This is a genomic window from Pseudarthrobacter sp. RHLT1-30-1 (assembly GCF_059383415.1).
In genome coordinates this window covers 15,911-34,335 of record NZ_JBWZCG010000012.1, presented here as the reverse complement: position 1 = coordinate 34,335, position 18,425 = coordinate 15,911, and the positions used below count along the sequence as shown (strand labels likewise).

The 18,425-nt window shown below is 62.4% G+C and carries 22 protein-coding genes; 13 read left to right on the top strand and 9 right to left on the bottom strand.

The annotated features are described in order from the left end of the window. The first annotated feature begins 276 nt into the window (after nucleotides 1-276). From AC50YM_RS10525 to AC50YM_RS10500, 6 genes are all read left to right on the top strand, one after another. A complete protein-coding gene (locus AC50YM_RS10525) occupies nucleotides 277-1,113 on the top strand; it encodes an alpha/beta fold hydrolase (protein WP_494956896.1) in 837 nt (278 codons plus the stop codon). Between the two features lie 613 nt (nucleotides 1,114-1,726). Next, nucleotides 1,727-2,101 (top strand): cupredoxin domain-containing protein, encoded by a 375-nt coding sequence (locus AC50YM_RS10520; RefSeq protein ID WP_494956895.1) that lies wholly within the window; start codon nucleotides 1,727-1,729, stop codon nucleotides 2,099-2,101. Next, nucleotides 2,098-2,571 carry a hypothetical protein gene (locus AC50YM_RS10515; protein ID WP_494956894.1) on the top strand — a complete coding sequence of 158 codons (474 nt, stop codon included), beginning with the start codon at nucleotides 2,098-2,100 and terminating at the stop codon, nucleotides 2,569-2,571. The genes AC50YM_RS10520 and AC50YM_RS10515 overlap by 4 nt, the downstream gene beginning before the upstream one ends. 179 nt (nucleotides 2,572-2,750) lie before the next feature. Continuing rightward, nucleotides 2,751-3,521 (top strand): hypothetical protein, encoded by a 771-nt coding sequence (locus AC50YM_RS10510; RefSeq protein ID WP_494956893.1) that lies wholly within the window; start codon nucleotides 2,751-2,753, stop codon nucleotides 3,519-3,521. 33 nt (nucleotides 3,522-3,554) lie between these two features. Then, nucleotides 3,555-4,232 carry a class F sortase gene (locus AC50YM_RS10505; protein ID WP_494956892.1) on the top strand — a complete coding sequence of 226 codons (678 nt, stop codon included), beginning with the start codon at nucleotides 3,555-3,557 and terminating at the stop codon, nucleotides 4,230-4,232. A 297-nt stretch (nucleotides 4,233-4,529) separates the two neighbouring features. Then, entirely contained in the window at nucleotides 4,530-4,922 is a 393-nt protein-coding gene (locus AC50YM_RS10500) for a hypothetical protein (protein WP_494956891.1), read from the top strand. A gap of 880 nt (nucleotides 4,923-5,802) precedes the next feature. Here the strand turns inward: AC50YM_RS10500 and AC50YM_RS10495 are convergent. Then, nucleotides 5,803-6,519 (bottom strand): PAS and ANTAR domain-containing protein, encoded by a 717-nt coding sequence (locus tag AC50YM_RS10495; protein ID WP_494956890.1) that lies wholly within the window; start codon nucleotides 6,517-6,519, stop codon nucleotides 5,803-5,805. An 849-nt stretch (nucleotides 6,520-7,368) separates the two neighbouring features. Between AC50YM_RS10495 and AC50YM_RS10490 the strand changes: the two genes are divergently transcribed. Further along, on the top strand, nucleotides 7,369-7,596 hold the full coding sequence (locus AC50YM_RS10490) for a hypothetical protein (RefSeq protein ID WP_494956889.1): 228 nt from the start codon (nucleotides 7,369-7,371) through the stop codon (nucleotides 7,594-7,596). A gap of 121 nt (nucleotides 7,597-7,717) precedes the next feature. Here the strand turns inward: AC50YM_RS10490 and AC50YM_RS10485 are convergent, their stop codons facing one another. Next, nucleotides 7,718-8,032 carry a hypothetical protein gene (locus AC50YM_RS10485; RefSeq protein ID WP_494956888.1) on the bottom strand — a complete coding sequence of 105 codons (315 nt, stop codon included), beginning with the start codon at nucleotides 8,030-8,032 and terminating at the stop codon, nucleotides 7,718-7,720. A gap of 1,022 nt (nucleotides 8,033-9,054) precedes the next feature. On the opposite strand from AC50YM_RS10485, the gene AC50YM_RS10480 reads away from it, so the two are divergent. Beyond that, nucleotides 9,055-9,741: a response regulator gene (locus tag AC50YM_RS10480; RefSeq protein ID WP_494956887.1), complete on the top strand. Its 687-nt coding sequence runs from the start codon at nucleotides 9,055-9,057 to the stop codon at nucleotides 9,739-9,741. Between the two features lie 56 nt (nucleotides 9,742-9,797). On the opposite strand, the gene AC50YM_RS10475 is transcribed toward AC50YM_RS10480, so the two are convergent. Together AC50YM_RS10475 and AC50YM_RS10470 are read right to left on the bottom strand one after the other, a co-directional pair. Next, nucleotides 9,798-11,471: a GAF domain-containing sensor histidine kinase gene (locus AC50YM_RS10475; RefSeq protein WP_494956886.1), complete on the bottom strand. Its 1,674-nt coding sequence runs from the start codon at nucleotides 11,469-11,471 to the stop codon at nucleotides 9,798-9,800. 405 nt (nucleotides 11,472-11,876) lie between these two features. Then, a complete protein-coding gene (locus AC50YM_RS10470; RefSeq protein WP_494956885.1) occupies nucleotides 11,877-12,191 on the bottom strand; it encodes a hypothetical protein in 315 nt (104 codons plus the stop codon). Nucleotides 12,192-13,060: 869 nt separating this feature from the next. On the opposite strand from AC50YM_RS10470, the gene AC50YM_RS10465 reads away from it, so the two are divergent. From AC50YM_RS10465 to AC50YM_RS10450, 4 genes are read left to right on the top strand one after another with little or no spacing between them, the layout of a single operon-like run. Further along, entirely contained in the window at nucleotides 13,061-13,723 is a 663-nt protein-coding gene (locus tag AC50YM_RS10465; RefSeq protein ID WP_494956884.1) for a zinc-dependent alcohol dehydrogenase family protein, read from the top strand. Continuing rightward, nucleotides 13,642-13,974 carry a zinc-binding dehydrogenase gene (locus AC50YM_RS10460; protein WP_494956980.1) on the top strand — a complete coding sequence of 111 codons (333 nt, stop codon included), beginning with the start codon at nucleotides 13,642-13,644 and terminating at the stop codon, nucleotides 13,972-13,974. The genes AC50YM_RS10465 and AC50YM_RS10460 overlap by 82 nt, the downstream gene beginning before the upstream one ends. Then, nucleotides 13,913-14,062, top strand: coding sequence for a zinc-binding dehydrogenase (locus AC50YM_RS10455; RefSeq protein WP_494956883.1), 150 nt, complete (start codon nucleotides 13,913-13,915; stop codon nucleotides 14,060-14,062). Before AC50YM_RS10460 ends, AC50YM_RS10455 begins: the two co-directional genes overlap by 62 nt. A gap of 50 nt (nucleotides 14,063-14,112) precedes the next feature. After that, entirely contained in the window at nucleotides 14,113-14,445 is a 333-nt protein-coding gene (locus AC50YM_RS10450) for an ArsR/SmtB family transcription factor (RefSeq protein WP_494956882.1), read from the top strand. A gap of 91 nt (nucleotides 14,446-14,536) precedes the next feature. Here the strand turns inward: AC50YM_RS10450 and AC50YM_RS10445 are convergent, their stop codons facing one another. The 4 genes from AC50YM_RS10445 to AC50YM_RS10430 form a co-directional block, all read right to left on the bottom strand. Beyond that, nucleotides 14,537-14,971 (bottom strand): GNAT family N-acetyltransferase, encoded by a 435-nt coding sequence (locus AC50YM_RS10445; protein ID WP_494956881.1) that lies wholly within the window; start codon nucleotides 14,969-14,971, stop codon nucleotides 14,537-14,539. Nucleotides 14,972-15,105: 134 nt separating this feature from the next. After that, nucleotides 15,106-15,735: a nucleotidyltransferase family protein gene (locus tag AC50YM_RS10440; protein ID WP_494956880.1), complete on the bottom strand. Its 630-nt coding sequence runs from the start codon at nucleotides 15,733-15,735 to the stop codon at nucleotides 15,106-15,108. 219 nt (nucleotides 15,736-15,954) lie between these two features. After that, complete coding sequence (locus AC50YM_RS10435; protein ID WP_494956879.1) at nucleotides 15,955-16,503, bottom strand: hypothetical protein; 549 nt, start codon at nucleotides 16,501-16,503, stop codon at nucleotides 15,955-15,957. Between the two features lie 227 nt (nucleotides 16,504-16,730). Further along, a complete protein-coding gene (locus AC50YM_RS10430; RefSeq protein WP_494956878.1) occupies nucleotides 16,731-17,000 on the bottom strand; it encodes a hypothetical protein in 270 nt (89 codons plus the stop codon). A 304-nt stretch (nucleotides 17,001-17,304) separates the two neighbouring features. Here AC50YM_RS10430 and AC50YM_RS10425 point away from each other — a divergent pair, with 304 nt between their 5' ends. Continuing rightward, on the top strand, nucleotides 17,305-17,769 hold the full coding sequence (locus AC50YM_RS10425) for a DUF4304 domain-containing protein (RefSeq protein WP_494956877.1): 465 nt from the start codon (nucleotides 17,305-17,307) through the stop codon (nucleotides 17,767-17,769). A gap of 141 nt (nucleotides 17,770-17,910) precedes the next feature. On the opposite strand, the gene AC50YM_RS10420 is transcribed toward AC50YM_RS10425, so the two are convergent. Continuing rightward, complete coding sequence (locus tag AC50YM_RS10420) at nucleotides 17,911-18,387, bottom strand: SRPBCC domain-containing protein (RefSeq protein ID WP_494956876.1); 477 nt, start codon at nucleotides 18,385-18,387, stop codon at nucleotides 17,911-17,913. Between the last annotated feature and the right edge of the window lie 38 nt (nucleotides 18,388-18,425).

The window sequence follows — 18,425 nt, the reverse complement described above, 5'->3', positions numbered from 1 at the left end:
GGCGTGGAGGGCCGTGAGCTCCTGGCACCCCTTGGAAAAAACGACCCGACCGTCTCAGTAATGGATCGTATTTGAGATGCCTGGGGAGACGACCGCACTCCACTGCTGACTGGGCTTCAACGCTGCAGTCATGTCAACCTGATTCAGAACCACCACGACGTTGCTGACCTATTTGGTCGTCGTAGCGAGGGAAGACCCATCCAAAAGGCAGCCTGCTGACGAATTAGCTAGAGTCGGCACAGTACGCCGATCCCATTTCATAGTTGGAGGCTCTTCATGACTGAAGTTACTGCCCATCACGGGCTGTTCAAGGACACGAACCTGCACGTCGACGACACGGGGGGCACGGGCCGGCCGGTCGTCCTCATTCATGGGTGGCCCCTGTCCGGTGAATCCTTCACAGCCCAGGTGCCTGCCCTGCAGGCTGCCGGCTACAGGGTCATCACTTATGACCGGCGGGGCTTCGGACGTAGCGACAAGCCCCACGCCGGGTACACCTACGACACCCTCACCGAAGACCTGCGTGCCCTCCTCGAGGCACTCGAGCTCACCGACACGACCCTCGTCGGATTCTCCATGGGCGGCGGTGAAGTGGCCCGCTACTTCACTAAGTACGGTACCGACCGGGTGCGCAGCGTCGTTTTCGCCGCCGCCGTCCCCCCGTACATGATGCAAGGCCAGGACAACCCGGACGGGCCACTCACCAAGGACGCAGCAGCCGAGCTGACTGCCGACCTAACGAAGGACGAAGACTCCTTCTACGACGAGTTCACCCGGCAATTCTTCTCCGTCAACGGGGAGCTTAAAGTCACCGAGCAGCAGCGTCAGGAAGCCCTTCAGCTCTGCAAGCAGGCTGACAAAAAGGCGGCACTGGCCTGTTTGGAAGCGTTCGGCACCACCGACTTCCGCGACGACCTGCCCAAGGTCACCGTCCCGGCCCTCATCCTGCACGGCGACGGCGACGGCACCGTGCCCTTCGAAGGATCCGGTGCCCGGACCCACGCAGCCCTGCCCGGGAGCGACCTGCACGTCCTCCAGGGCGCACCGCACGGCTGCAACGTGAGCCACCCCGATGAGTTCAACCAGGCACTGCTGACCTTTCTACAGAAATAGAGGCCCGGCGCTACAGCGGGACATCACTGCAGCGGGGCAGGGTGAGGCGGCCACAAGGTCCGCCTCACCCTCTTCTCGCTACTCACTTCCGGAGACCGGATCAATCTTCTACCCGGGCGACGCCGGAGGAGCATGTTGGGCTCTGGGGTGAGGCCAGGGCCTGCGCGACCTGCTGCGGTACCCCTGTTTCCATCACATCTGGGGCCCAAGGATCGTGCGCTTCAGGTGCACAGCAGCGCAGCACACACGGGAGCGTTGCCGCGTTTGGCGACCAGGTAGAGGGCCTGGATGCTTAGTTCCGTCACGCCGCCCTTCATCAAATCGCCCACACCGGGTGATATCTCAGATCCGCTGTGATGGCCTGCATCGGGGCCACCGCGATGCATGTCAGCGGCTCCGGCTTGCTGATGCAGGCGTGGGCAAGACGGCGCCCAGGCGTCGCTCTTCAAGACACCGGATACCGGGTCACCACTTGCGAGTCCACATCGGGCAGTCCGCAAGTGCGGGGGTGACGAATAGGGTCTGTGGGTAGTTTCCTGATAGGCGCGCCATTCCGGCCCGCGGAGGACACGTCCCTGGGAAAGGGAATGTCATGAGAACGATCAATCGCGTCTTGACCGTAGCAGCCACCTTGTTGTTGGTGGCCATTACTGGATGCGCCACCCAGGAGGGAGCGCCTTCCGCCCCGCCGCCCGCCAGCAGTTCCGCTGTCCCGTCAGCTGGTGGATCGGCCTCGGCCGGTGAGGCTGTCATCACGATCAGGGGCTTCGCGTATGAGGTTCCGGCGTCGGTGAAGCCGGGGGCGATGGTGACGGTGACGAACGCGGACAGCGCCCCGCACACCCTGACTGCGAAGGACAAGGGCGGTTTCGATGTTGAAGTCCCGGGCGGTGCAACGGTGAGCTTTAAGGCTCCGGACTCCCCGGGTGAGTATGGGATTATCTGCAGCTTTCATCCGCAGATGACGGGGACGCTGGTCGTGAAATGACCCACCAGGACCTAAAAGCGCAGGCACGGTCTTTATGGGTGCTGCGTGTCTGTACCGCTGCGGGCCTGGTGGTCAGTGCCGTGGTCCATGTCCAGCTTGCCCCGGGCTATCAGGAGGCCGCACCTGGCGGGCTCGGGCAAGGCACCCTGTTTCTGGTCCAGGCCGGAGCCGCTGTCGTAGCTGCGGTGTTTGTGCTGCTGAAAGGTTTACGGGCGGCTTTCGCGGCTGCCGCCGTGGTCGCGTTCTCGTCCCTGGCCGCGGTCATCCTGTACCGGTATGTCCAGGTTCCTGCACTCGGGCCGCTGCCCTCGATGTATGAACCCGTCTGGTATGCGGCCAAGACCATCACGGCGGTGGCCGAAGCGGCCGCCGGCGGCCTGGCGGTGGCCGGGTACGCCCTGCTGCACAAGACCCGGCCTGAACCCGGGCCTGCTGCCAGGGGCCGCCGCCGAAGGGCTTCAACGGCCTGACCCGGACTGGTGTACCGGCCCGGATAAGCGCCTCTGGTGCCTGCCCGCCAGTGGCCTGACCAAAATATGTGAACCCGACCACATCCGCACCCGTCCTTTCCCGGAGTGGTTCCGAAGTACCGGTGTCCCCTTCCCTGGGGTGCCAACATCACACGCGCGTGTATGAGGAGATCTATCCAATGAATAAGACACTCCGCTTTATGGCGGTCCCCACTCTGGCTTTGGCCGCAGTTGCCCTTTCCGGTTCCCCAGCGATGGCAGCGGATCAGTCCTACCAGTCCACCCTGGGTCAGCTCAACGGAAGCGCCGGCTCGGGCACCATCACTGTTGATGTCACGGGCAATCAGGCCCACGTTGTCCTGAAGGTCTCCGGCATGCCCGCGACCTTCATGGACGCCCCGTACCCGCACGTCCAGCACATCCATGGCGGAGCCCAGGGTGTCTGCCCGGCGCCCTCGGCCGATAAGGACGGCGACAAGGTCATCTCCACCACCGAAGGCGCCCCGTCCTACGGCGGAATCGTGACCACCCTGTCCACCAGCGGTGACACCAGCCCCGCAGCGGGCCTTGACCTCAAGGTCGGCGGCCAGGGCGCCGCCTACACCGTTGACCGCACGTTCGAACTGAACGCCGAAACCAAGGCAGCCCTTAAGGCCGGCACCGCTGTGGTTGTCGTCCACGGCCTTGACCCCGCCACCCTCAGCGCGGCAGGCCAGGCCGCCAAGAGCGACCTGGCCCCGACGCTCCCGCTGGCCGCCACCTCCCCCGCCCTGTGCGGGACCTTGAAGGCCGGACAGATGAGCATGCCCGTGGGCGGCGCTGACACTGGCGTCACCCAGGAAACCGGAACCGACACCGGCGCCCTCGCTGTCGGTGGCGGCCTGGCCCTGATCGCCCTCGCCGGCGGAGCCTACGTTGTCCGCCGCCGCACCGCCGGCGCAGCAGCTTAGGCACCGGCTGACCGGATCACTATTGTGATACTCATGAATTCCGGCCGCCGCGGGGGCCTCCGCGCCGCCACGGCGGCCGGGGTTCTGCTCCTGCTGACCCTGGCTGGCTGCAGTGCAGGAAACAACGGAACGCTGGACGTCGGCTCCCCACCCTTCGTTTCCGCCGCAACAACCCCCGCCGCACCCGGTCCCGCCGTACCGGCACCTCCCTCGTCGAGTGCAGCTGCTGGCCCTGCCGTAGCAGAGCCCGCGGTGCTGACCCGGTCCGCGCCGGTGATCCTGGAAATCCCGGCGATCGGCGTGCGGACCGACCTCCTGAAACTTGGACTCCGGGAGAACGGCTCCCTGGATGTACCGCCCACCGGAAGCGGAGCGCCCGCCAGCTGGTACGACGGCTCCCCCACGCCCGGGGAACGCGGCCCCTCCGTCATGCTGGGCCACGTCAACGCACTCGGCGGCGCCACCGGAATTTTCGCTGACCTCCGCAAACTCACACCCGGCACTGAGATCAATGTCTCCCGAACCGACGGCAGCATCGCCGTGTTCACCGTTGACCGCGGCGCCCAGTACAGCAAAAACAACTTTCCAACCCTCGAGGTCTACGGCAACACCCCGGGAGCTGAGCTCCGGCTCATCACGTGCGACGGCTACGACCCCGCCACCGGGCTCTTCGATGACAACTACGTCATCTACGCCAAACTCAAAACCTGACAACGGCCGCTGACCCGGAAGTGCGGCGGCGGCCAGGATGGAAGAGCTGTGAAATACGGCAAGCCACTAGTGGCCTCCTTGGCCCTGTCCGCACTGCTGCTCTCCGGCTGCGCCACGTCCGTGTCCGTGCCATCGAACGCCCAGGCGAGCTCACCCGCAGCTTCATCTGAAGCCGGTCACACCGGCAGCCACGGCAGCGGGCATCACAGTCAGGCACCGGCATCGGCATCGGCGCCGCCGGGTGCGACGGCGGACGGTCCCAGCGCCGCTGCCCTGATGGTATGCGGGGACCAGCCAATGGACAGGCTCACATCCATCCTGGACCTGAACTCAGACCCGCACACCGTCAACGACTGGGCCGACAATACCTTCACCTGCACCTACCACCTGGCCGAAGGAGCACTGGAAATCTCCGTCCAAGAAGCGAAGGACCAGGCCTCCGCACTGACATACTTCGACGCCATGCAGGCCCTCGCGCAAGACGCCAAACCCATCGAAGGCCTCGCGAACCTGGGCTTCCCTGCCTACGAAACCGCCGACGGTTCAGCCGTGTTCCAAAAAGACAACTTCGTCCTGCACGTGGACGCCACCGACCTGCCGGCGGCCCTGGGACCGGACAACATCAGCAGGAACGCCCTGGCCTACCAGCTCTCCACCACCATCCTCGCCTGCTGGATCGAACACCCCTGACCCACATGCTCAGCACGCCACTCAACACACCTCAAACAACCGAGCGACGCAGATTCTCAAGGACCTGGAGCGGCTGCATTCCCATCAGGTCTTCCCGTGGTTGGCGGCCTGGCAGCTCGCAAGGGCATGCGCACGGGAAGCAATGGGCCGAGCTCGCCTTCAATGACCTGGACGTGGTTACTTCCGGAGCAGGGACGAACCTGAGATCCTTCAAGCAGGCCTCCTGAATGAGGGACCAAAACAACCGGGCCGGCTGCGTTCCGTCCCACAGAGAAGTCCTGGGGAGGGACTCACGTGCATCCTCTGACCCTGATTTATATCGTTCTCATTCCGGCAGTTCTCTTGATGGCTTTTGTCTGCGGCATGCTTGCCCATCTCGCTCGCTCTGAACGACGGGCAGGGCTGAGAGCTCCACGTAAAAGTGCGGATGCTAACGGGCGGAAGCATGGGACCGGAACCCCGGGAAGACTAGAAGTGCGGCGCCGGCGGACGCCGCGGCGGGTCCCCATGCACCGTCTAATCAGATAGCCACTATCCATGAACCAGCTCCACGGAGGAACCAAGCTGCCATATACCTCCGTTCCTTCCCACCCGGCACGCTCAGCCATGTGTGTCCTCGCCGGTCACGCACCACACCCCGCTGCTGACCTATCTAGGACCCAAGCCACCGAAGCCGACCGGGTAAGCGGATCCACTCCGACAGGCATGTCTCGCAAGCGGTGTATTGCAAGACTGATCGCCGAGACACTCCAAGGCCTCGACTGTGGATCACAGAAGTATCTGGCTTGCCTTGCACACACTCGGCCCTCTCGTCGTCGGGTTGCCGGGGACTTCTCCCTGCGTCGCCTATACGCCTATACGCCTATACAAGCCTTCTCCACTAACCACTAGACTGCGGTTCCCATACCTGAGCTAAATCCTCACGGGGTGTGTCCTGGCGTACTGCAGTGGCATGAACTGTGTGGCGTTGAAGGTCATGGATGAACACAGTGAGCGCGGGCGCGTTGCGGGCGTCTTCGGCGAGGCCGACAAGGTGGGAGGCGATGACGGCCAGTTTCTTGTTGGTGTGGTTGCTATGAACACAGAGCAAAGCGAAAGCTGCATCGGCACCGATGCTGAGCCGTCCCATAAGAATGCCCCGGGCTCTTTCGATGACGGCGCGGGCGCGGACGGCTCCAGCGACGGCATCCCTGGCGGCCCGTTCGGTTTCGGCGTTGACGGTTGAGGTCAAGTCGACCATGATTCCCGTGATGGAGACGAGCCTGCCGTTCGCGTCGAGGACGGACTCCCCGGTAGTCAGTACCCTGTGTTCGCGCTGGTGGGAGTCAATCAGGCGGTGGTAGCTGGAGAAGTACCCCCCGACCTCGGCCAGGCCGGCGTGCAAGTCCAACAATTTCGCCCTGTCGCCGGGGTGCTTATGGGCCAGGACCAGCTCAACGGTGGGCACGACCTCTCCACGCTGGTATCCGTGGATCCGGTAGAGCGCATCGGACCACACCATCACCCCGGTCACAGCATCGATGAGAAACGCCCCCGCGGTGCAATCACTGGCCTCCAGCGCGCTGGAGTACGTGAACATGCTGTCCAAAGGACTCATACCGTTCGCACCAAACCTTCGTGGGAATCCCCCGGAAGAGGGCAAAGATCGGTGACCAAACCCATTCCGGCGCACTCACGGACGACACGGATACCCTCCACAGCCGACACTTTGTCCGGGAACGGGCCCGATACCGCCACAACCGCCCCGTCAGGATCCATCAGCCTAAACCCGAACGACAGGTTCCCGTCGTGAAAAAGCTCGAACGCTCCGGTCATAGTTACCCCTCTGCACGCCCGGCGGAAAACCCGGGGCGACCTCATCAACATCCAAAACGCAGCGCTGCGTCCCGGCTGGCCCGGTAACGGGAGAGGGCGTACCCCCTGTGACCCCAGCCACACCCACCCCTAACAGTAGGGACGAGGCCGCGTACGGGCGAGTAAGCGACAGGCTCGGACGCACCCTCTTCTCGCCAGTTACACCTTCCCGCTGGTCGCACATAGCTGATGACCCGAAAGCTGCTGCAGCAGAATTTAGCGAACCGGGCGCGGAAACGGCCGGCCGATACCAACCGGAGGGGCTTCATTGACGAGGACGCCTTCTGCCCGCCGCGCTCGGGCGAGTCCCCCGGCCACGGGCCATAGGCCCGCTTTCGAACTCTGAGCCTGTTCCCGGTTCCGAAGACTGCGGTAGCCTCTGACCCTAGTAGATCGAGCAACGGGACCTCCTCACCCCCGGAAACCACCGTTAGTTCATGACCGGGAGTATTCCGTGGACAGTTCAAAGGCAGGCTTCGTGGAAGACTTAACCGATTCAAGCACCCTCCCTCTGCCTGTCGCACCGGTTAATCCGGTCCTGGACAAAGATCCGCGGCTTGCCTCTGTGCGCGCCCCTGAGGTGACCGCGGACATGTCGGAGGTTCGCGAGCGGCTGCTGGCCGCGGCGGTGATCAGCAGCGGCGAGGTCGAGGCCGCGGAATGGGCACTTGACCAGGCGAAAGCGGCGTGTGACCTGCAGATCACTGCCGCCCTGGCCTCGGGCGTTCCTGTTGAGGAGGTCGCGGCGGCGACCGGACTAACGGTGCGAGCCGTGTCCGCGTTCGCGCAGGAACAGGACCAGGTACACCCGGACGTCTGATCCGGATCCCCGTCTCAGCCGTCGGGAACTCCGCGGGACAAGAAATAAGACTTGCAGGACAAGCATGCCGTGCCGGCGCAGCAATCCGCCGACGGCGGCTACCGGAAACCATCGGCCGCTTCTAGCCCGGGAGCATCAGCCGGAAACCACAGGGACACTCCAGAACCCGGATTTCGAGGTACACGCTCAAGGTCCCGGACTCTTCGTCGCCGGCGGCAGGGCTGTCCAGCCGGATCCCTCCCGCCGCGGTTTGTTCCATCGACTGCCCGCAATGGATGTACTCACCGCTGAAGATGATGACATCGTCTCGTCCTGCAGCGAGGTTCGCGATGCCGGCGAACTGGCTGACATCGGCTACGTGGTCATAGGACAGGCCGCACGCGGTGCAGGTATAGGACACCTGCAGTGCACCCTCTGATACCGGCCATAAAGGCACGACGGAACTGATGAACAACTGACGGTACGTGCCGCAATGGAGGCACCACAGTGGGTGCTCCCGGGGATCCGGGCCGAGAGGTCGACGACGTCCTGGTTTTTTCGACATGTCTATGCCGCCGGACGGCCTGCACGGAGGAAGCCGGCCAACGCCAGGCCTCTCATCCGACGATAGGCCTCTAGCACGCCGACCCCACGGGTCCGTGCAGTTCCTGTCAAAACCGGGGGCTGTTGTTTCATCGAGAAATTGTTCGGGTGCGAGGCGGCCATCAGGGGCAACCTTCCGCCAGCTGCAGTGGGTGCCGCCGTTCGGCTACAGCGGCGCATCTTGACGGTCCTGCAAGCGACCGGCAAGGCTGGCTCCGATCTACACGCGATCGGGCTCACCTCGAATTTACCTACGGCACCCACCCGTGTCGAGAGAATCTGGCAGTCCGCCCTCATCGTTCCCAGACCCGGAACCACTTCTCTGGGATCGGTTCCCCGCATCCGCTGCGGTAATTACGGTGCGGGCGCATCATGAAGGGCACATTCAAGCAGGAGAAGGTCGAACGGACTCAGTAGCTCTATCCCGTAGATGAAGGCCTCCAGCTCCAAGAGCCCGGCGGTACCGCCAACGCTGAAATACAACAGCCAAATCTCTTCCAGAGACAGCTCCCGTGATCATTGCTGCGACGTTCGGACTGTTCGGTAGACGCTTCAAGACAAAATGTGCCCAGCAAACCCAACAGATTCGCTGGGACCGAGAGAAGTTCAGCATGAACACCGCGTACAGCATGTGACCATCGGAAGAAGCCGATTGTGGTCGCCTCCCCAGGGCATCTCAAATACGACCGATATCTTTAGTCCTCTGGCTGCAGCTGCGCTGCCCAACTCGCCGACCGCCATTTGAGAGTCCTGACGGGTGCGGTCTTTGGTCCCTGTTGTCCCGCGCCCTGATGGAGGATCATTATCTCCCGTGACTTCCGCCAGGGACGGCCGCACGGCGCGGACCGGGAAGATACTGATCCAAGGAGTAGCTGCATGACCACATCGGTAACAGATCCCTGCACGGAACGGCTTTCACCGGCACCGGTGCGGGTCTTTATCCTCGATGACCATGAGCTCGTCCGACAGGGCCTCACGGACCTGCTCGAGCACGCGGGCTTCGACGTCGTGGGCGCAAGCGGATCCGCGGTCGAGGCAACCCGCCGTATCCCGGCGCTCAAGCCCGACGTCGTGGTCCTGGACGGACGGTTGCCCGATGGCACGGGCATTGAGGTCTGCCGGGACGTCCGCTCCATTGACCCCGACCTCAAATGCCTGATCCTGACCAGTTATGACGACGACCACGCACTCCGCGGAGCCGTTCTGGCCGGCGCGTCGGGCTATCTTCTCAAGCAGATCGGCAACAACGACCTCGTCGAGGAAATCCGGCGTGCCGCCGCCGGCGAGAAACTTTTTGCCCCCGGGGTCGTAGAACGCATGCTTGAAGCGATTCCCGAGGCACCGGCCGATCCGCGGCTGGGGGTTCTGACCGCGAAGGAGAAGAAGGTCCTCAGCCTGGTCGCCCGGGGCATGACGAACCGGCAGATCAGCGAGGAGATGTTCCTGGCCGAGAAGACCGTGAAAAATTACGTGTCTTCCCTGCTGGCCAAACTCGGCTTTGAACGGCGCACCCAGGCCGCGATATACGCCAACTCGACGGACACACCGCGCCCCGGAAGGTAGCGGGCACACCGAAGGAGGCCTTCGACCGGGGGTCCGCCGCACAGCGCTTCACTGACTCAGCCGGTTGTCGGTACCGTCCAGCTCACCCGGGTACCGTTACCCGGGGAACTGTCGATGACGCAATTTCCGCCCAGTTTCTCGGCCCGGTGCCTGATGTTTGCCAGGCCGCTGAGCCGGGCGGGTTTTCCGAATCCGCAGCCGTTGTCGGTAATCAGCAGTTCCACGGCGCCCTCGCGTGCCGTCAGCGAGATGCTGATTTGATCGGCCCCGGAATGTCTGACTGCGTTACTCAGAGCCTCGGCAAGCACGGCCAACAGCTGATTGGCCACGGCCTCGGGCACGGCGTCATCGACCGGCCCGGTCAGCTGCAGATCAGGCGAGACGACTACTCCCCTGGCCGCTTCCTGCACCGTACGCAGCACGTGATCAGTCAGGCGTTCCGTGCCCGTACGGGCGGAATGAAGCGAATAAATCGTGTTCCGAAGATCCCGGATCGTCCCGTCGAGTTCTTGGGTCACGCCTGTGATCCGTTCGTGGGCGGCCGGATCCGCAGTGTAGCGGCGCAGGGTCTGCAGGCTCAGACCTGCGGCGAAAAGGCGCTGGATCACCAGGTCGTGGAGGTCCCGTGCGATCCGGTCCCTGTCAGTGGAGAGCACTTGCTCTTCCCGGAGCCGGTTGGCCCGCACCAGGTCCAGTGCCAGGCCGACCTGCGCACCGAAAACGGTACCTGATCTCAGATCGGACTGTGTATAGCCGGCTGCGCCTTCGGCGCGGGCCAGGACAAGGATGCCGTGGCCGGCGCCCTTATGCCCGAGGGCGCTGACCAGGACAGGGCCCAGCTTCTCGGCAGCGTCGGGTCCGAAAACTTCCCTCGGATCGCGGGCCGTGGCAGACTCCCCTGTTTCCAGGACCGAGGACGCCAGCGCCGAGGAGGACAGGTCCTGGCCCGCAGGCAGTGACTGCGCACCGACCGAGGTCCCGCACCGGAGCGCACCATCGATCCCGGAGGAAGCGATCACAGCCAGCACCGAATCGGAGGTGAGCAGGGCACGTTCAGCAATGAGATCGAGGCTGTCCGGCGGCCTCGGGTGGGAGGCGGTGATCAGCCGCTCACTGATCTCCATTCCCGCCTCCAACCAGCGCTGGCGCCGTGCGCCGTCTTCAAACAAGCGGGCATTCTGGACCGCAACGCCAGCGGCCGCGGCCAGGGCGACCGCCAGGTCCTCGTCCTCCTCCGTGAAGTCCTGCCCATCGGATTTCTCCGTCAGATAAAGGTTTCCGAAGACCGCGCCGCGCACGCGGACCGGGACACCCAGGAACGACTTCATCGGTGGGTGCCCTGCCGGGAACCCGGCGGCCCCTGGGTGCTGGCCCAGGTCATGAAGACGCAGCGGTTTGGGTTCGCGGATCACATGTCCCAGGACCCCGTGTCCGGTTGGAAGATCACCGATAAGGTCAATGCCGTCCCGATCAATGCCGACCGTAATGAAATGGCTCAGCAGGCCGTCCTCGCCGATGACGCCGAGCGCCCCGTACCGGGCACCGAGCAGGTCACACCCCGACTGCACAACCCGGTCCAGCACGGCCTCAAGGCTAAGGTCCTCCGCGAGCGAGACAACCGCGGTCAGAAGGCCTTCCATGTGTTCCTGGGTTTGCATCAGCGCCTCGGCCCCGTTGGTGAACTCCCCGACCAGTTCATGCATCCGCCGGCTCCTGGACTCACGCCACATCCGTGCCCACCCGCCGAACGCCGCCAGCGATTCGGTGGGCGGGAACCGACACCGGACGAAGGAGCCTCGGCGGAGGCTGCGGGGCTGGTGGAGGGGTGTTCACGGGAATCTCCTAGGGTCTCCGGAATTTTTCCGGGCGGCCTGGAAGGCTCATTGTGGGTCAGCCCCAGGCTGATGCTGCTCCCAACCCTACGGGAAGGCCCAAAACGGGCACGGTTCTGAGGTGCCACCGGTTTCAGGCAGGCGCGCTCACTGCTACAAGCATGAATACGGGCACACATGTCCATCGCCGGGCACCCCCGCCCTGGTTAGCGACCGCCTACTGGCCTAGAAATAGGTTCCCCAAAAAGCCAGGCCGAAAACGGTCGGGGCTAGCGAGAGTTAGGACTGAAAAAGGGGGCATCGTCAATCTCGGGTTCTACTTTCGGGAAAACGCTCAGGATGTTTGGGGTCCCTGCCACGTTCTCGCCAGTACTCCTGCCGCTGCCACAGCGAGAACCACGTCACCAAGATGACAAATACCGTAGCTCCCAAGGCAAGGAAGGCAAGCTTCACCCAAACCCACGGCTCGGTTTCGATCGGCAGAAAATTCAGGGTGATCATGGCTAAGGCTAAGGCGCCGCCGTAGTAAGTGATGAGCTTGAGCCTTCGCTCAGCCTCATGCTTCGCACTGACGTGCAACTGGCCTGCCGACGGCTTTTTCGAGAATTGCGACGTCATGACTGAACTGAAGCACGAAAAGCAGGAGTTCGATAGGCCCGTCCGTGCACTCAGCTCCTTAAGGGTTCCTGAAACGGAACCACGGAAAGTTGCGGTGCGAGCCTACGGCACTGGTCGGGCTGGGAGTTTGGGGAGTGGACCGCAAACGAAGCGCCAGACACGCCGGCAGGGTTGCTCCTTTTGGTCCTCTTCCTTGGGAGGCTGCAGGACAACAAGAGTATTTCGAACACAGCCGTCGACGTCTGTGGAATGCTGCAAACCATGAACCTGATACTGGTGGTCATAGGCGTTGTAGTCGGAGTTAGTGCTGCCGCGTATGGGGCGAGGAAGCCGCGCCGAAGAGGAGAACCTTTTGATACGAGGCGCAAAATCTCCCTCGCCATAACTTCGCTTGGTTTGCTCTTGGTTCTCTGGGGTGCGGTACTGACAATCACGGGAGCCTAGACAGCAGCACCGGCAGATACGGCACCTTGAAGTGTGACGCGCCACCAGATCCCACGTGCGTCTGCGCTGTCCCGGTCAGGGTTCCCCACACGGAACGGCAAAACCGCCATTTCAAGCTGCGACTTAACCGCCATTCCGGGCTAACAGTCACACAATGATGCAGTTCAACGGCGTGTGCGACCGGTGGAGGACCGGCTTATGGGACGGCGCGCCTACGTGTATGTGGGACACCCCTTGACAGCTCCAGCGGCAAAGAAGGAGCATTGCGACGCAGTGGATTATGGAGGCCTTCCAGGGGCGCCCGTCAGGACCGGGCAGGCGGCGGAACAGCTATTGTTCGACCATCATCATATTTGACGTAGATCGAAATAGCGTTCAGGATGGAAGAAGCGTGGCACGGTGCCCCGCCCCACGGAAGGACACATATGCGCGCCTGGATGCTAGACGACTTCGGCCTTGAGAATCTGAACCTGCACGAGATCCCGACACCCCAACCGGCCGCCGGCGAACTTCTGGTCAAGGTATCGGCCGTCTCGCTGAACTACCGGGACAAGGCCCTGGTGGACGGCATCTACGCGCCGGAAAAGATGCCCAAGGGGCTGATCCCTGTGGCCGACTCCGCAGGAGTCGTGGCCGCCGTCGGCACAGGAGTGACGAAATACAAGGTAGGGGACCGCGTGACCTCGCACTTCTACTCCACCTGGCACGATGGGCCGTGGCTGAACGAATACGCCGACTTCCAGACCGGCGGGCCCATTAATGGCGGGCTTGCGGAATACCAGATCCTTGGCGAGGACAATGTCGTCCCCACTCCCCGGGACATGACCGACGTCGAAGCATCGCCCCTGCCAATCGCCGCGCTCACTCCATGGTTCGTCATGTGCGAGTACCGCAAGGTGAAGCCTGGCGACTCTGTCTTGATCCAGGGCACCGGCGGTGTCTCCATTTTTGCCATCCAGCTCGCCTCGGCCCTCGGCGCCCGGGTCATCGTGACCTCCAGCAGCTCCTGCGCGCCCGAGAGCTGGGGGCAACCGACACCATTAACTACCGCACCACCCCCGACTGGGCCGCAGCCGTCCTGGAGATGACCGAGGGTCAGGGTGTGGACGTCGTGCTCGACGTCGTCGGTGGCGACGGGTTGCGAGATTCGGTGCGCGCCACCAAGGGCAATGGCCTGGTCGCGGTCATCGGTTTCCTTCAAGGCCAGAGCACCACCCTGGACCTGATGGACGTGATCTGGCACCAGGCCCAGATCCAGGGGGATAGCGGTCGGGCACTTGCGCGCCTTCCGCGACCTGGTCACGTTCCTCGACGAACACACCATCCACCCGGTCATTGACACCGTCTACCCCTTCGAGGAAGCCCATGCGGCCTACGACCAGCTCGCCCGCGGGGCATTCGGGAAGGTCGTCATCCAGATCAGCTAACTGGCGGACGGCGGCGAATAGTAGGATCGAAGGCTGACAGAAGGACAACCATGGCAAGAACTACCACGATGACGGATGAACCGGACATCGCCGACTTCGATTTCGCCCGTATCCTCGCCGCCGTCGCAGACCCTGTGCGCATGAGCATCCTCAAGCAACTGGCCAACGCGCAGGATGCACTCACTTGCGGAGCCATCGATCTACCCGTCAAGGCTTCCACGGCAACACACCACTTCACGGCCCTGCGACAGGCCGGTGTCCTGCACCAGTACTACGTCGGCACCTCCAGGATGAACCTCCTGCGAATCGACGATATGGAACGGGCCTACCCCGGCTTCCTGCCGTCCGTCATCGCCGGCCTGGCGACCACGACCCCCAAGTAACACCGGCTAACGACCAACGAGTGGATCGCCCGGCGGTCAAGGGCCGATGCTAAGAAAGAGTAAAGCGAAGGCGATTTCGTTAGCCGATCGCTTACCGGGCGCTGGCGGCCGGTTCGGGGGCCTTGCTTAGGGGCAGGCCCATGAGGACCTCGTCTTGGTCACCCTCCGGGAACCGGAGAGCTCCTGGCCAACGCCCGATTTCCCGCCAACCGCATGACTTGTAGAAGTCTTCAAGGCCCATGCCTGAACGCAATTCAAGGCGCAGATGGTCAAGGGCCAGGTCTTCGGCGGCTGCACGGGCTACCTCGGTCATGAGTGCACGCCCGACGCCGCGTTTTCTGAAGCCAAGTGCTGTCTGGACACGAAGTATTCGTGCCCAGTGTGCGGTGAGCTCGCTGGAATTGCCGGCCAGGAACAGCCACCCTGCCAGCTGATCGTTGAGAGCGGCCAGCAGTAGTCGATTGGCCGGTTCGTCGAGTGACTGGACCATGCGTTCCAGGGAAGACCGGACTTGCTCGTCAGTCACCGGTGGAAACGGGAACCCCACGGCACCGCCGGCGTTGGATACGTCCCGCCAGCATTCCAGAATTTGCTGCCGGACAATGGGGTCGGCCATAACCGGGGTGGTCAGCCACCGCATTTGAAGGACACCCGGCGTGGTCACAATCTTCCCGTCATTGTGGACGGCAGCGGTAGTTCATTGCAGGAGCTGTCTGTGGGCCATGGCAGCACTGTCAGCGTAGGCCATTGCGCGCTCCACCTTCTGGTCTTCGCCTCGTACACATCCTGGGGAGCAAGCACCGGGTTCGGCACTATCTTTCGCGCGAACACGTCCTCGTAGCCGTGTGGGGCGTACGTTATGGGGGTGCCCGCCTCATCTGAGGTGACGGCGAAGCAGCAGGTCTTCGCGGCGAAATGATCGATCGCATCAGTGGTGCTGGTGAAGGGGATGGCCGGAACGCCGAAGTGCTCCTCGTACCAAACGTGCACGCGGGCTTCGTTGCGGACTTCGACGTCGACTCCCAGGTCCTTGAATAGCTCGCGCGCCCGCAGAATCACCGCGTTTTCCGCCTCGTAAGAGGTGTCCTCGTCGAAGTAGAACAGGTCGTAGTCCCGGATGCCAGCTCGGGGGTCTTTGCCTTCCAGCACGTTCCAAACGGTTTGGAACAAGGCCCCGGCAGTCAACCACCAGTCAGCGACGCCAAGAAGTGGCGCCAGATCAAGTATTTGCCCGTTGATCGGGTTCTTGTGGATATAGGCCAGAAAGAGCTGCTCGTCACTTGTGGTCACAGGATCATCCTGCCCCACCCTGGGCCCCACCCCGTTGAGCGTCGGGGTTCGCTTCACCCCGTCCGGCCTAGGTACGGTCGGTACTCGGCCGCAAATTTAGCGAGGTCTTGAGTACGTGGCTGCGGTGTCGTCCAGCAAGGGACGTCCCATATAGACGTCCGCGAAAGTTCCGTAAGAGGTTCCGCCTACGGGCACTTGTGTCAGCCGCGAGAACGCGGATTAGGCCTTCGGTTTGGCTGCGATCTGGGCCAGTCGATGTTCATAACTGGCATTGCGTTCGTTGTGGCTAAGACCGACCTGCAATGCGGGGGGCTCTGTCACGTGTGCGTACAGCTCGATCCGAGTGTCTCCGACCAGCCAGGTAGAGGCACGATTGCCACGTTCATCTATCCCCTCATCGGGCGGGGGCCCGTACGAGCCAATGAGACTGGACCTCACGCTGTCGTATCCGGAAAGTACAGCAGCGGATACGTCCTTAGCCTTTCCTCGGATGAAGAAGTTGAGGCTGAATAATGACCCGTCCAAAGCAACCCAGGAAGCACTCTCCGTCTTAATGCTGGTTGGAGCGAAGATTCCCCGCGTCACGCCCGATGAGGCCTCATGATCAAGTTCACCTGACGTGCCGAAATCACACTTGAGGTCCCCAAAGTACACTCCGTAGCGGCTGGCGACCGAGGGCCAGGTCTTCTCCGTAACCTCCTGAACGAATTTCACGATGGCACCCGAAGACGGATCGAGGGGATCAATGTGTTTTAAGGGCAAATCCATAGCTGCACCTTACGCCGCTTCAAATATCAGACGAAGAACTTGATGCCCCGGTGAGGGATCCTTTACCAGGCGGGGTCGGACTGGCACCCGTTCCCGCCTGCTCACTTCATCCGCGGAAATCGGGGCCGAGGTTCAACAACCAGGAATTGTCATTCCATCTGAGTGAAAATTGAACGTCCACAGGGTTTCCGGACCGGTCCTTGGTGCTTACTCGCACCCCAGCGATGTCAGGCAGTGGCGTATCCAGAGTCTTTGACCCCGCCCCACTGCGAAAGCATCAGCTGGGCGTTAGAGTCCGCAGTCTGCGGGCCGGGTTGTGCAAGTTTGACCAATTGCTCTTTGTCTTGAGCATTCAGTGCCTGCATAACCGATGCGACCACCGCATCGCGTTTACCGGGATCAGGTGCCGGTCCGCTCGTACAGGCGCTGAGGAATACAGCCAAGAGAAGTAGAAAAACACATCCCATTAGGGTTGCTGCCAGCGAACGGATTTTCATGGTCTCGATCCTATAGGTCGGGACCAATTGGTCTGGGACGGCATCCTGAAAATCCTGGACAGTCCCACCTGCTCGAGCATGATCAACGTGATCATGCTGGGAGATCAGACACCTGACGGCAGTATTCTCAGTTCCCAACACGGGGGCGTCCCGCAGGGGGTTCCTCAAACGGGGATCTCAAGACCCCCCTCGAAATTGCGATCCTAAAAGCCCATGGGTGCTGTGTCATGCCAACTTGGTTCCTTTTTCAGGCGGGAGGCGTCCCGGCCGAGCCTTGGAATGGAAGAGCGGTAACCTACAACCCATGAGCATGTGCAACGTCATCCAGACGACCTTCGACGAGTTCGGCAGGTCTCTCGGAGGATCGAAGAAGTCTGGTTCGTGGTATGTCACGGGGCCTGAAGCCATCGCCGTCCTCAACCTCCAGAAGTCCCAATACGGTCCGCGTTACTACGTCAACGTCGGCCTTTGGCTCTTGGGCGTCGGCGCCGCAACAAACCCCAAGCCAATGCACTGTCACGTTCAGAGCCGTCTTGAGGCATTGGTCCCATCGGATCTCCGCCTGAATCTGGAGGCCTTGCTCGACCTTGATCAAGCAGTTGAAGACGAAGAGCGACGGACCCAACTGCAGGGTGTTCTTGCTGTCCAGCTTGAACCATTGATTGAGACAGGCACGTCCTTGGGTGGTCTCGCAACCGAGGCGGGTCAGCGCTTCCTGACAAAATCACTGATCGACGGCGACGGGCAACGATTCCTGGCGCTCCGCTAGCTCATAAACGCACGGATTTCCAGCCGCCGGTGGCGTTCGCCGAGCATTCCTCTAACGGACCGGCTTACGGGCAGCCGTCCGAGGCTTAAGGGAGAGATCGGTTTAGGTATTCAGACAGGCCCTATCGCAGATGTTTTGAGGCTAGTTGGCCTGAGCTGCGGCGAGCTCGTCGTATGTCGACCAAAAGTTGGTCATGGATCGAGGCCGGCCCAGGAGCAGCGCTTCGAGATACAGAAGGTGAGTGTGCCACCCGGGCAGGTAGTTGGGTGCTTCGTCTCCGAGTCCTTCGTGCGTCAACGTCAGGCGAGTCGCCTTTAGTTCGGGAGAAAGCGTTATGAGGACTGTCGAGAGTGGTTCGTCCGGAAACTCCCACGTCATGCCCAGCCGGCGTCCCGATTGGCACTCCTTGATACGACTGGTGCAGAAGTAGTTTTCTGCATGCTCGATTCTGATGACATCTCCCATGACGAAGCTTCCAGAACTCAGTTTCCCTAACCATTGCGGCAACGCCTCCGAGTCGGTGAGGCCCCACCAAAGGCGATCCGACGGCACGGCTATCGACCAGGTGTGCAAGACACGATTAGTTGCCGTCTGAATTGAACAATCTATGAGAGGCATGACCAGACCCTAATGCCCTACGGAGACATCTTGCCCGA